Annotated in this window: 9 protein-coding genes; 6 read left to right on the forward strand and 3 right to left on the reverse strand. The window is 43.8% G+C overall.

Features of this window, described 5'->3' with window-relative positions:
* The first annotated feature begins 244 nt into the window (after nucleotides 1-244).
* Together AC4II3_RS16630 and proX are read left to right on the forward strand one after the other, a co-directional pair.
* Complete coding sequence (locus AC4II3_RS16630) at nucleotides 245-1,465, forward strand: quaternary amine ABC transporter ATP-binding protein (protein WP_488017427.1); 1,221 nt, start codon at nucleotides 245-247, stop codon at nucleotides 1,463-1,465.
* Between the two features lie 218 nt (nucleotides 1,466-1,683).
* Nucleotides 1,684-3,705 carry a glycine betaine/L-proline ABC transporter substrate-binding protein ProX gene (gene proX / locus AC4II3_RS16635; protein ID WP_488013729.1) on the forward strand — a complete coding sequence of 674 codons (2,022 nt, stop codon included), beginning with the start codon at nucleotides 1,684-1,686 and terminating at the stop codon, nucleotides 3,703-3,705.
* A 119-nt stretch (nucleotides 3,706-3,824) separates the two neighbouring features.
* On the opposite strand, the gene lgt is transcribed toward proX, so the two are convergent.
* A complete protein-coding gene (gene lgt / locus AC4II3_RS16640; protein ID WP_488013745.1) occupies nucleotides 3,825-4,703 on the reverse strand; it encodes a prolipoprotein diacylglyceryl transferase in 879 nt (292 codons plus the stop codon).
* A gap of 624 nt (nucleotides 4,704-5,327) precedes the next feature.
* Here lgt and iscB point away from each other — a divergent pair.
* The 3 genes from iscB to AC4II3_RS16655 all read left to right on the forward strand — a co-directional run bounded on the left by iscB (nucleotide 5,328) and on the right by AC4II3_RS16655 (nucleotide 8,549).
* Nucleotides 5,328-6,602 (forward strand): RNA-guided endonuclease IscB, encoded by a 1,275-nt coding sequence (gene iscB, locus AC4II3_RS16645; protein WP_488013731.1) that lies wholly within the window; start codon nucleotides 5,328-5,330, stop codon nucleotides 6,600-6,602.
* A gap of 108 nt (nucleotides 6,603-6,710) precedes the next feature.
* Nucleotides 6,711-7,511 carry a type 1 glutamine amidotransferase gene (locus tag AC4II3_RS16650; protein WP_488013733.1) on the forward strand — a complete coding sequence of 267 codons (801 nt, stop codon included), beginning with the start codon at nucleotides 6,711-6,713 and terminating at the stop codon, nucleotides 7,509-7,511.
* A 204-nt stretch (nucleotides 7,512-7,715) separates the two neighbouring features.
* Entirely contained in the window at nucleotides 7,716-8,549 is an 834-nt protein-coding gene (locus tag AC4II3_RS16655; RefSeq protein WP_488013735.1) for a hypothetical protein, read from the forward strand.
* Between the two features lie 159 nt (nucleotides 8,550-8,708).
* Here AC4II3_RS16655 and AC4II3_RS16660 read toward each other — a convergent pair whose 3' ends face one another.
* Nucleotides 8,709-9,287, reverse strand: a complete 579-nt coding sequence (locus tag AC4II3_RS16660) for a hypothetical protein (RefSeq protein WP_488013737.1) — start codon at nucleotides 9,285-9,287, stop codon at nucleotides 8,709-8,711.
* Between the two features lie 51 nt (nucleotides 9,288-9,338).
* Complete coding sequence (locus tag AC4II3_RS16665) at nucleotides 9,339-9,662, reverse strand: hypothetical protein (RefSeq protein WP_488013739.1); 324 nt, start codon at nucleotides 9,660-9,662, stop codon at nucleotides 9,339-9,341.
* Between the two features lie 714 nt (nucleotides 9,663-10,376).
* On the opposite strand from AC4II3_RS16665, the gene AC4II3_RS16670 reads away from it, so the two are divergent.
* Nucleotides 10,377-12,731, forward strand: a complete 2,355-nt coding sequence (locus tag AC4II3_RS16670; RefSeq protein WP_488013741.1) for an NACHT domain-containing protein — start codon at nucleotides 10,377-10,379, stop codon at nucleotides 12,729-12,731.
* Nucleotides 12,732-13,309 lie beyond the last annotated feature (578 nt).

Genomic DNA, 13,309 nt, shown 5'->3' on the forward strand with positions numbered 1-13,309 from the left:
CTGGCATCTTGCGTAGAACTGGCATCTTGCGTAGAACTGGCATCTTGCCAGTTTCCTCCTTATTTTCTCGCGGGCAGGATGCCCACTCTACTCCTATTCATTCAAAGACTGACGCAACGCCGAAATTTAAGGTGAATGATCATAAAAAGTTCTGAGTGCGTCAGTAGTACCAATTAACTATTAGAAACTAGGGGTTTTGACGAATCACTTTTTCTCCAATGACCAATAAAATAACCAATTAATAATGAATAATTCAAACCCCAAAATTCGTATTGAACATCTGATTAAAATTTATGGCGACAAACCCCAAGCTGCCCTCAAACTGTTTCGCCAAGGTGGTAGTCGGGATTCTATCTTAGAAAAAACCGGTCAAGTCTTAGGCATTGCTGATGTCTCTATGAGCGTCAATAAAGGAGAATTGTTCGTGGTAATGGGGTTATCCGGTTCCGGAAAATCCACCCTAGCTCGCTGTATTAACCGCTTAATTAATCCCACCAGCGGCAATATCTATATCGATGATGAAGACATTGCCCATGTTGATGAGAAGCGGATGCGAGAGATTCGCCAGAGCAAGGTATCCATGGTGTTTCAGCGATTTGGATTATTTCCCCACAAAACAGTTGCAGAAAATGTAGCGTATGGTCTAAAGGTCCGGGGGATAGATCAAGCCAAACGCCGCAAAAAAGCCTTGGAAACCTTAGAGGTGGTAGGTTTATCCCAATGGGCGGATTATTTACCTTCTTCTCTCAGTGGTGGGATGCGTCAACGGGTAGGTTTAGCCCGCGCTTTAGCCACAGATGCCGAGATTTTACTTATGGATGAGGCATTCAGCGCCCTCGACCCCCTGATTCGGCGGGACATGCAGGATGAATTACTGCGACTCCAGACAGAACTGCACAAAACCATTGTATTTATCAGCCATGATATTCAAGAAGCCCTCAAGATGGGCGATCACATAGCAGTGATGAAAGACGGTTATATCGTCCAAACTGGCACACCAGAAGAACTGATTAACCAACCAGCTGACGACTACATCCGTGCATTCATCCAAGATGTTAACCGCGCCCAAGTCCTAAAAACTGGGTCAATTGCTCGTCAAACCCCTGCCTTAGTTCTTACAGAAAACTCTGCTAGGGCTGGACTGGAACAGATGATAGACCATCACCTCCAACAAATGTATGTTGTCGATGAACACAGCAAACCTGTTGGAATTGTCAAGAAACAATGGCTAGAAGCAGTCCTCCAAAAAGGCAGTGAAGACATTACTGAAGTGATGGAAACAGACTTCCCCACAGTCAACGCTTTAACCCACCTAGAAGATATATTTCACCTCTACCGAGATGGACTTCCTGTTGCTGTAGTCGATACTGACGGTACATTAAAAGGAATGGTGGAACAGTCTGATCTTATCGCTAGTATTGGCAAACCTCAAAAGCTTGTCCAAGACAAGGTAGCTGAATACTAAATGCTGAATGCTATCAGCTATCAGCATTTAGTATTCAACTATCAGCTATCAGCTGATGCCCTAAGCCTATGCTAAGCCAACAGCTGTTGAATAAAAGAGGTAAGCATTCGTTTAATCTGAGTTACGGAAAACTGAAAGCTGAATGCTGAATGCTGAAAAACGAAATATCTAGATAAATTGACAATCTATACTATAAGAGTGTTGCTATAAATAGTATTGTGTTCAATTATTTAATTCTATCCCTTAATGATATCGCAACAAGCCAAGTTGGTCTAGATATTATCTTGAATCCCTTTGAGCTTTATACCTTACCCCTTGACGAGTGGATTACCGCAGTAGTTAATTTCCTAGTTGACAACTTCCGTCCCTTATTTCAAACAATTAGCTTGCCCATTACCTGGACTCTGGAAGGAATACAATCGCTTTTCCTATCCATTCCTCCCCTAGTTTTCCTGGTTATTCTGGGTTTGATAGTATGGCAAATTGCTGGCGGAAAAATTGCTATTTATAGCCTTATTGCCTTGACCTTGATTGGCTTTTTTGGAGCTTGGGAACAAGCCATGACTACCCTGGCGCTAGTGGTGACAGCTGTAGTGTTTTGCGTGCTGATTGGCATTTCCCTTGGCATTGCCTGTGCTAGTAGCGATCGCGTCGAGAAATTCCTGCGACCCCTGCTTGATGCCATGCAAACCCTCCCGTCATTCGTCTATCTTGTCCCAGTGGTAATGCTGTTTGGCATTGGTGCAGTGCCAGGAGTAATCGCTACTTTAGTCTTTGCTGTCCCCCCCCTGATTCGCCTGACCAACCTAGGAATCCGACAAGTATCTACAGAAGTTGTCGAAGCTGCGATCGCATTTGGCTCAACCCCAAGACAAATGCTTTGGGAAGTGCAAATTCCCCTAGCAATGCCAACTATCCTAGCTGGAGTAAACCAAGCCATCCTATTAGCACTATCGATGTCCGTGGTGACTTCGATGATTGGTGTCGGAGGATTGGGACAGATGGTCTTACAAGGTCTCGGTCGGGTGAATGTCGGACTAGCTGCTGTGGGAGGATTAAGCATCGTTCTGATTGCCGTGATGCTCGACCGGATCACTCAAGTGGTGAGTCAAGGCAACAACCAAATCCCTTGGCTAGACCGAGGACCCATTGGTTTTGTGCGTTTGAGGTTAACCAGTAAACCACGGACTGGGGCTACTATTGCTGCAACGGTTTTAGTGGCATTGCTTGTGGGTTTAATCAGCTGGCAACAAATTCCCCAAGCTACAACCGAATTAACTGCATCAGAAATAGGACTACCTGGGAAAGGGGTGAACGTACGCTCTACCTATGGTTATTCTGCAGAATCACAATTCACTACACACATCGTTAACACAGCTCTCGAAAAGCTCGGTTACGAGATTAAAAAACCCAAAGAACTCCAGCCAACCACCAGCCACATTGCTTTGGGTAATAACGACCTAGATTTTACCGCTAGCCATTGGGAAAACCTGCACACAGAATTCTTTGAAAAAAATGGTGGCGAAAAGAAATTAGAGCGAGTTGGAGTTATTGTTTCTGATCTGTTGCAAGGGTATCAGATTGATAAAAAAACTGCTGAAAAATACAATATCACCAATTTAGAGCAACTCAAAGACCCTAAAATTGCCAAACTTTTTGACTTCGATGGAAATGGTAAGGCAAATTTAGCTGGTTGTATTCCCGGTTGGGGATGTGAGTTAGTTATTGAGCATCACTTAGATGCTTATGGGCTCAGGGATACTGTGGAACACGACCAAGGAGAATATACCGTTTTAATTGCGAATAGCATTGCTCGCTACAAACAAGGAAAACCTATCCTTTACTACACTTGGACTCCCCTGTGGCTCGCTACGGTATTAAAACCAGGTGAGGATGTGCTTTGGCTAGAAGTTGCCCAAACCAATCTACCAGGACCCCAGAAAGGGTTGACAGAAAAACATACTTCAATCGATGGTAAAAATCTCGGATTCGCAGTGGATCGCATCCGCTTTGTGGCCAACAAAAAATTTATAGCAGCCAACCCAGCAGCCAGAAAATTGTTTGAGCGATTTAAGATGCCGATTGAGGATATTAATGCTGAAAGCTTACGGGCGGAAAACGGGGAAGATACCCCAGCAGATATCCGTCGCCATAGCCAAGAATGGATTAAAAAGAATCAAAAGTTGTTTGACAGCTGGGTTGAAGAAGCTAGCAAAGTTGGAGAAACTTCTGGAATGTGAGGTTTCTTATAACAAGTTGGTATATTCCAAAATTGTCCGGATTAACCTGATCTACCCAGTAAAAAGAAAGTGGTAGATGCACCCTGGTAAAGTCCTAGAGCTAAACTCTGGGGCTTTTTTTATTTAGATACCGTATCCCACTGCTGATTATCGACTGGAACAACATCTGGCAAAGACCGACCCATCCCATACAGCCACCCTAAACCAGCAACTCCCAATGCGATCGCAACCAAACTGACCACTTGAGCAATGCGTAATGGACCGAGCATCAGACTATCCATCCGCAATGCCTCAATCCAGAAGCGACCAGTACTATAGGCGACCATATAAACTAGAGCCATCGTGCCTACCTTCAGATGGGGTTTGCGGCGTAAATCCCGAAAGAACAGAGTCATCAGTAACCCAAAGACCAATAAGTTCCACACAGACTCATACAGAAAGGTGGGATGGAAATAGTCAAAATTCTGAAACCCTGGGGGACGCTGTAGTGGTGGAATATACAATTTCCAAGGCAAATCCGTGGGAGCGCCAAAGGCTTCGGAATTAAAGAAATTACCCCAACGTCCGATTGCTTGACCTAATATCAGAGAAGGAACTACTAGATCAACTAACAGCCAGACAGACAGTTTATTGAGGCGGGCAAAAATTGTTGCAGCTAAGATACCACCCAAGATAGCGCCATGAATGGCAATCCCACCATTCCAAATCGCAATAATTTGGTCTGGACGCTGGGCGTATTGTTCCCACTGAAACAAGACATAGTAAAGTCTGGCACCAGGAATCGCAGAAATAACCAGCCAGATAGCCAAGTCGCCCAACAAATCTGGGTTAACGTTACGACTCTTGGCTAGGTATTGGGAAAGGCTAACTCCAATTAACACTGCTGAGGCAATCAATAGTCCGTACCAGCGGATTGTTACGGGTCCGAGTTCAACGATTATTGGCCCAGGAGAAGCAAATTGGAACCCTAGGGTTAGAGCAGAGATTGCTTGCAGCATTGATTTATCCATAGGCAGCAAACCACAAGTCTCATTGTAGTCCCCTAGAGCATCGGTTAAATCATCAGAAAACTAGGCCAATTGATAATGGGGTGATGAGAGGATGGGATGATGGGGTGTAATGGTGATATAAATATCCTGATCAAGTGCTTAGTAGAGCTATCGGACTTTGTCTTGATCCAAAGCGCGAGTGGGGGAAACCCCCGTCAGGCCACAGCATCCCTTGTCAACTTCTATTACTTGACCAGGTCTCTAGCATTCTCTAATCTGGAGTGCAATGGTGCGAAGCAAAAGCTTGGATCAGCTTCTCCCATAACTGCTCAGCAGACAGTATAAGGCGAACAACCAAATCACCTTCAACCCAAGGTCAGGAGCCTGGGAGTAGCAAACCCCACAGATAAATCCGGGGGCTTGTGAATCATTACCTGACCAGCCCAAGTCCCGTCAGGGACTACGTTATCACCAAGAGTTGAAGTTCCTACCTTGAAATGCGACGCTAGTTTCAAGCTCTAGAACCGGATTGTTAAACATCTTTATCAGGTTAAGGAAGTGCAATCTGGAAAGTACCGACTGATAACATTGGCGAAGCGAACTTTACCCTAGCAATAGGAGAATACTCACATTATGCGAGTTTTTGTACTTGATAAAAACAAAAAACCTTTAGACCCATGCCAGCCTGCTAGAGCTAGAATCTTGCTCAAACAAGGAAGGGCTAAGGTCTTTAGGAGATACCCGTTCACAATCATGATGCGCGATTTGGAGGAATTGGAATGTGTAACACATAATCATCAGATCAAACTTGACCCTGGTTCTCAAACGACAGGTTTAGCAATTATTCAAGAAAAGGTGGTTGTTTGGGGTGCGGAACTAACCCACAGAGGTCTTCAAATTCGAGATGGTTTAACCTCACGTAGAAAGTTGAGACGTTCTCGTAGAAACCGCAAAACTCGTTATCGACAGCCACGGTTTCTTAACCGTAAACGTCCTGATGGGTGGTTAGCTCCCAGTCTAATGTCGAGAGTCTATAATATTCTCACATGGGTAAAAAAACTTACTCGATTTTGTCCGATAACTGGCATTTCTCAGGAATTAGTTAGGTTCGATACTCAGAAGATGGAAAACCCTGAGATTTCTGGCACAGAGTATCAGCAGGGCACACTCTACGGATATGAAGTTAGAGAATATCTACTTTCCAAATGGAATCGTAAATGTGCTTACTGTGGTGTGACCGATACTCAACTAGAGATCGAACACATCAAACCTAAATCAAAGGGCGGTTCTGACCGAGTAACTAACCTAGCAATTGCTTGTAGGAAGTGCAATCAAATCAAAGGTAATCAGGAAATCGAACAGTTTTTATCTGGTAAACCTGATGTTCTAAAGCGTATTCTTTCTCAAGCCAAACGACCTTTAGTCGATGCGGCAGCCGTCAACTCAACTCGATGGAAGTTGTATAACGAATTAAAAGCCTTAGGTTTGCCGATTGAAACAGGGTCAGGTGGATTAACTAAGTACAATCGATGTCGGCAGAACCTTCCAAAAACACACTGGTTAGATGCCGCGAATGTTGGAGAAGTCGATACTTTGTACATCGAAAGTTATCAGCCCTTGTTGATTTCAGCTAAAGGACATGGTACTCGTCAGATGTGCAGAACGAACAAGTTTGGCTTTCCCACTCGTTATGTACCAAGGTTTAAGTTTGTCAAAGGGTTTCAGACTGGAGATATTGCCAAAGCCGTTGTAACCAAAGGCAAGAAAATTGGAACCTACACAGGTAGAATAGCTACTCGAAAAACCGGTTCATTCAATATCTCCACTAAACACGAACTGGTTCAAGGAATTAGTCATAAATATTGCAGCATTGTACACCGGAAAGATGGATACTCTTATAGTTTCTAATTCAAAAGAATCTCTGTCAAGCTGCTGTTTATGTAAGGGGAGCGACTCCTCCCCATGCATGAATGACAGGGGTTTCCGTCGCTCCCCTTACCAACCCATATTTTTTTGATGAATTCCGAACAACTAGAATTAACTATAGGCTGGCTTTACCCTACCCTAATGAGTACCTACGGCGATCGCGGTAATGTCATCTGCTTACAACAACGAACCCAGTGGCGAGGCATTAGAGTCAATCTAATCCCCCTCGATCAGCAAACCCCTGCTGAGCAATTCTATAAAGTGGATATCTTAATGGGTGGTGGTGCTCAAGATAGACAGCAAGAAATTGTTATGCGAGACTTACAAGGTAGCAAAGCCAATGCCCTACAAGAAAAAATTGAAGGAGGTACACCGGGGGTATTTACCTGTGGCTCACCTCAATTGCTAGGTCACTACTATGAACCAGCTGTAGGTAAGCGGATTCAGGGCTTAGGGTTGCTGGATTTGGTCAGCAAGCATCCTGGGGTAGATGCTAGCCGTTGCATTGGTAATGTGGTATTTGAGATTACTGCATCACCCCTAGCCCAAGACTTAAAGGCTATGCTCGGGAAAAATCCAGTAGTGATTGGCTTTGAAAATCATGGTGGTCGTACCTATTTAGGTAATGTCGAACCCCTAGCTAAAGTGGTCAAAGGATATGGTAACAATGGGGAAGATGGTACAGAAGGGGCATTTTATCGCAATGCGATCGCAACCTACTCCCACGGTCCGCTGTTACCGAAAAACCCCTTTCTTGCTGATTGGCTGATCCAAACTGCCCTCAAGCAAAAGTATCATATACCAGTGTCCTTAGAACCACTTGATGATACCTTAGCAACCAAGGCACGGGTGGCGATGTTTAAACGTCTTTCCCTAACTAACCTGAGTTGACTAGGACTACTAGGAAGAAGTCGTGACTCTTACGGGGAATAGGGCATCGGTAAGGGTAGAAATGTTTACCAATTACTAATCATCCACAGTCGGTGACTTTAGTCGATAGCCCCTCAATGCCTCGTAAACGAATAAACTATTAACTATACCCCCTCCCAAGCAGTTGAGCGAGGGAGTTGGTCAAGTAAATCCGTCAACAGGGATATGACTGGAAAAGTAATCGATAGCAGTGCCACTGGAATTCTCATTCTGATCATCCCCGTCGCATTGGTGATGGTTCTGTTGCTAAAGGCATGGCCAATAGTACTGGCCATACTTACCCTAATTATCATCATCAGGCTTTGGCAGCAATATCAATGGCAGAAGTGGACTCGGAAAGTTAATCCCTTCTTCAATCAACTGATTAAAGATAACCAAGGCTGTCTGACACCCATTGACTTGTCGATCAAGGCCGATATTTCTGGAACTGCAGCCAAACAGTATTTAGACAAAAAGGCACAGGAGTTTGGAGCTCAGAGTCGAACCTATGATGACAAAGGCACTGTTTATTACTTTCTGACCGCTAGCGCTCTCGGTAGTATCTTTGATGAGAGTGAACCATCCTTCGAGCTTGAGAGTGAACCATCCTTCGAGCTTGAGAGTGAATCCTCCTTGGAGCCTGAGAGTGAATCCAACACCAGTCAAGCAACCCCGTCTTTGGAACTACAGCTCCAAAAAGATGAGTTCTCTAGCAGTGACATCCCAAAATTGCTAGAAACTCCAAGATCACAAGAATCTGTTGCCTCAAAACTAGCTGCCTTGACTGGTGACGCTTCAGGTGATCAAAAAAAACGGGTCAAAAAGAAGCAGGATAAGAAAGTTTATCAACCTCTGATCCAAGCCGAATTAGCCAAGCGACTAGATGTTCATTCCAGCACAATTGGTAAACGTAAATCTGATGCAGACTTTTCACAATGGAGTCAAAGTAAAGATCCAGACGGAATTGCCTGGGAATATTCATCACAGAGAAAGGAGTTCTTGCCAATTGTGAACAATTAGGAAAATCTCGATCGTGAATAAATTTTAATTAGTCATTGTGATATCTACCTAATAACTAATGACTAATCAGCCAGCTTGCCACAATGATAAGTATTCAAAGGCCAATAATATCATACTAGCAATGACCTCATCATACCTAAGGTTATAAAAAGCTGGGAACTAGGAAATGGAATGAGCAAGTTCTGCCTGGATTGGAGAATTAAACTTGTCCAGAGCATCCCATTTATTCGACACTTGGGATTTGAGTTGTTCAAATTTAAGCTTTAGTATGCGTCTGCTGACTATGGGTTGAGCTATAGGTTGTGAGGTTTGACCAGTATTAGCCGAGTCTTGTAACATTTGGCATTGTTGGGGTGTAAGTGTTACTGTCATTACCTGGTTACAGCGTTGTGGTTCTTCAGTGGAAAACAACAGTAGTCGATAGAAGCCTTTATCTGCTAAGCAACGAGTAATGGTCTGAACTTTCGAGGTTTTCAAGTCTAGATAGCAAGGGAGTAACCGACATTCGTGTGCTGTAGAGTGAAGTACAGTAACCCATAGTAGCATCGGATGAGGCGAATTGATGAAGACAAATTGACTGTGGGGCTTGCTGAATAGATAATACTGAATTTCCTGTGGGGATAACATCAAGCATAAGGTGGCAAAATTTCCCAAACTGCTTGGTAAAATTGCTGGAAATACAATTTTGCTAATTGGTTTATCCTGGGGCCAGGATTGCTGTAGACACACTTGTAACATTTTAACTCCTGATTATCTATTTATAGTCTAAGAAACCTATGAATAGCATCATTAAAAACTCCTTAAGCTGAAGGCAGAATCAATGAAATATTCCCCCGTCACCGTTGATGCTGTTAATTGGTGAGACTTGACATTCCATAAAGTTTCAGGTAAGTTTACGCTCCCTAAGAATGATAGTGATGAAATATTAAAGGGGTAAGTAGATTTTTGAGCGACTACTTCCTTAACGCCATCCTGATAATTCTGGAAAAACTTATTATTCATACGGGTTCCAGAGATAAAATTTTCAGTCATTGGGGGAATCCCATTGACAACCATCAGGCAGGTAGTGAGAGCAGCTGCTTCGATAAAGGTTCTCCAATAACGATGGTTCATAAGTAGAGTTAAGTTGATTGAAATATAGAAATAAGCCTTAGTATGACAGCACGTCAGTAATTAATGAAGGTCGTTATCATAGCGTTAGTCATGGTTCACAGTCCTCTTCACATAACGCCTAAAGTGTACGGAAAATTACTGAATTGATGCTATAGTTTCAGGATGAAGTTTGGATGTTTGCGATTGCGTTTTTGTTGTGTTTGAGTTGATGTATACCAATCACTAAGCAGAAACGGGAGAGGGTGAAAAGGAAAAAGGCTGGTAGGCAAAAGCGATATTTTATTGTCTGACGTTTAACGTCATCTTGGGTTCGATAACAATCAACGGTCGGACCCTTGAGAGTGGGATAGAAGAAAATATAGCCATCCGATTTGAGTTGTGAAACACCAGAAGAGGGGGAGAGGGGTCTCAGACCGGAAGTGGAGGAACACAAGTGGTTTCTTTTTCACAAATGATTGACCTGATCACCTGATCACCCCATCACCAGATCACCTGATCATCTGATCACCCGATCACCCGATCACCTGATCACCTGATCACCTCGTCTGATCAAAAATTTTCCATTGTGATTGGTTCGTTGTGGCTGTTGACCTATTTTTCGGGAAATCTATAGGTTAGTGTCGAAAGATTTTTCATCCTTGTGGCTGTTGACCTATTTTTCGGGAAATCTATAGGTGAGTATCGAAAGATTTTTCAGTAAATTAAGCTTGAGCTATGGCAAAGCGATCTCTCCAGGCATCTCCAGACGGCATCAAAAAAGCCAAACAGGCTTTTGAACGCAAGGGATGGACACAAGAATATTTTGCGGGTGAAATCGGCATAGAAACTCGCCAACCGATTTGGAAGTTTTTTGCCGGTAAACCCGTTGACCGCCGCGTTTTTAGCGAAATTTGCTTTCATCTGGATTTGGAGATGGAAGAGATTGTCGCAATACCAGAAGATGCTCAGATAGATGCAGAAAAGAAAGCAGCTGAGGACAAAAGTAGAGTTGATGCCATCGTCACCAAAGTGCGATCGCACTACCATGACAAAATTCAAAATCAGTGTGGCACTCTGCGCCTATTGGATATTGCTCGACCGGTGAGCTTAGATCACATCTACGTGGATGTGAATATTCTCGAAGAAATCACTAGTCAACGATGGTTGGAAATTGACGATTTGGAAGGCTTCCCAGCGGAGGAATTTGACCGCTTGGGTATAGGCAAAGTCCGCCGGGAAAGCATACCAGGACTGCAAGCGGTAGAACGCTATTCTAAAATGATGGTGCTAGGTAAACCTGGCTCTGGGAAAACCACCTTTTTGCAATATCTGGCTATTCAGTGCAATCAAGGAAATTTTCAATCGGATCGGGTTCCGATTTTGATTCGATTGAAAAACTTTGCCGAGGATGCTATGATCGAATGTAGTTTTAGCCTATTTAATTACATTAATCAAGAGTTCCAAAGTTGTGGTATTTCAGAACAAGATATTGAAACTATCCTCAGCTATGGCAGAGGCTTGATCTTAATGGATGGCTTGGATGAAGTCCCGGAAACTGCCAGTAATCAAGTTATTCAACAAATCCGCAAGATTTCCGAAAAGTATTACAAAAATCAGCTGATCATCACATGTCGCATTGCAGCTCAACAGTATCGATTTCAGGGATTTACTGAGGTTGAGATTGCTGACTTCAAACCAGCACAAATTCAATACTTTGCTAAAAAGTGGTTTGTGGCGGTAGCAAGGAATGATCCAGAATCAGGTTTGGAGAAAGCATCTCTGTTTATCGAGCAGATGAAGCTGCCAGAAAATCAGCAAATTAGAGAACTAGCAACAACACCAGTCTTGCTGAATCTAGCCTGTCTGGTGTTTCAAACCAAAGCTGACTTTCCTGTTAAACGCTCTGATCTTTACCAGCAAGGACTAGACTTACTGCTGATTCGCTGGGATGAAGCCCGGGGTGTTAAGCGAGATGATATTTATCGTAATTTATCTTTACCCCACAAGCTAGAATTACTTTCTCAATTAGCAGTTATCACCTTTGAGCAAGGGGAGTATTTCTTTGAAGAAATTCGGCTGCAACAATTAATTGCTGATTATTTACGGAAATTACCAGCAACTCAAAGCAACCAGGCAGCTCTAGAATTAGATAGCTTAGCAGTACTCAAATCTATCGAAGTTCAGCATGGACTATTGGTAGAGCGGGCACGACGAATTTACTCATTCTCTCATCTGACATTTCAAGAGTATTTTACCGCTAGAGGGATTGTGATCGGCACTGGGATGTCTTTGTCACAGCTAGTCGAACACCTACAGGAGAAACGTTGGCGTGAAGTATTTTTACTCACAGCACAAATGTTGCCAGATGCTGATGAGCTATTGTTGCTGATCAAGGAACAGGTTAATCGGTTAGTCTGTGCAGAAATGGTATTTGACTCAGTCAAACAGACACCAGGCATTATGGGTTTAGATGATAACTTGAGCAAGTTCTTGCACTGGATTGAGATCAAATCTCTCGAGATCGATACTCCCTACAAGCCAGCAGCAGTGCGTGCGTTTTACATGACCCTTGCCCTTCCTGCTAGCCATCCTCTTTCCCGGAATCAAGCCTTAGCGTTGGCTATTGATCACAGACTAGGAGGGGAGTTGGGTAGTGAACTTGCCCTAGATTTAGCCTTAGATCATGCTTTAGTTGTTGCCCAAGCTATGACACCAGAACTAGTTTACGACCGACTAAGTGCTCTTTACCTTGCCCTTGACTTGAATCACCTGACTGGGATTGAGTCTATAGGAGACTATCTAGAGAAGCTTAAAAATCAGCTACCTGACCTAGATGATGACGACCGAGATAGTATTCAAGAATGGTGGCAAAGTAATGGTTCGGAATGGGTATCACAATTAAGAGCCTTGATGATAGAGCATCGCAATATTGGTCACCAATGGCATTTGAGCAAGACATGCCAAGATTGGTTAGAGCAGTATAGTCGTGCTAATCACTTGCTAGTAGAGTGCCTCAATAGTAATTGTCAGCTGAGTATGACGGTGGGCAAAGAAATAGAAGATGCGTTGTTGTTGCCGCTGTGCCACTAGTAATTGATCCCTCACGGTCGATGTTGACCTGAAGGGGTGAAAAGTACCTTCTCACCCCTTCAAACTTTAACCTACCGTAAACCCAATTGCCTTGGGCGAACAACCTTGGCCTTGGCCTTGACCAAAAGGCCAAGCTACGCGAATAGGCCACGCTACACGAACAACCCTTAACCCTTAAACCTTTTTGACCCATGCTACGGTGTTGACACTCCCCGCTCGCTTTGTGACGGGGATTCCTAGATCTACGACCGGCCTTAAACCTCCGCGTCCGAATGGCAATACCTAAACCGAAATCCCGTCAAGACTAAGATTCTAGTTCAGTTCGCGAAAGACCCAGCGGGCTAGTCTCGCGATAGCGTTCAGCTACTTTTTGAGAAGTGCCTTATGAAGTCCGTTGCTTCCCTGTTTCACTTGGTTTCGGCGTGCCCCGCCGTACCGTTGTTTTCTCAAAGTGTTATCTTGCTGGGTTCACACACCAATTGTTAGTTGATGGTTGGGTTTTTAGCGATGCAGCGCCGCCAAAGGGGGTTTCCCCCATGAGCGACTGCATCAAGAAAGGAGGACTTTCCCTACCCTCC

This window comes from Moorena sp. (genome assembly GCF_982860115.1).

Bases quoted from the DNA above. Each gene is read 5' to 3' on its own strand.
- AC4II3_RS16630 (WP_488017427.1), top strand. From the start codon at position 245: ATGAATAATTCAAACCCCAAAATTCGTATTGAACATCTGATTAAAATT.
- lgt (WP_488013745.1), bottom strand. From the start codon at position 4,703: ATGCTGCAAGCAATCTCTGCTCTAACCCTAGGGTTCCAATTTGCTTCT.
- iscB (WP_488013731.1), top strand. From the start codon at position 5,328: ATGCGAGTTTTTGTACTTGATAAAAACAAAAAACCTTTAGACCCATGC.
- AC4II3_RS16650 (WP_488013733.1), top strand. From the start codon at position 6,711: ATGAATTCCGAACAACTAGAATTAACTATAGGCTGGCTTTACCCTACC.
- AC4II3_RS16655 (WP_488013735.1), top strand. From the start codon at position 7,716: ATGACTGGAAAAGTAATCGATAGCAGTGCCACTGGAATTCTCATTCTG.
- AC4II3_RS16660 (WP_488013737.1), bottom strand. From the start codon at position 9,287: ATGTTACAAGTGTGTCTACAGCAATCCTGGCCCCAGGATAAACCAATT.
- AC4II3_RS16665 (WP_488013739.1), bottom strand. From the start codon at position 9,662: ATGAACCATCGTTATTGGAGAACCTTTATCGAAGCAGCTGCTCTCACT.
- AC4II3_RS16670 (WP_488013741.1), top strand. From the start codon at position 10,377: ATGGCAAAGCGATCTCTCCAGGCATCTCCAGACGGCATCAAAAAAGCC.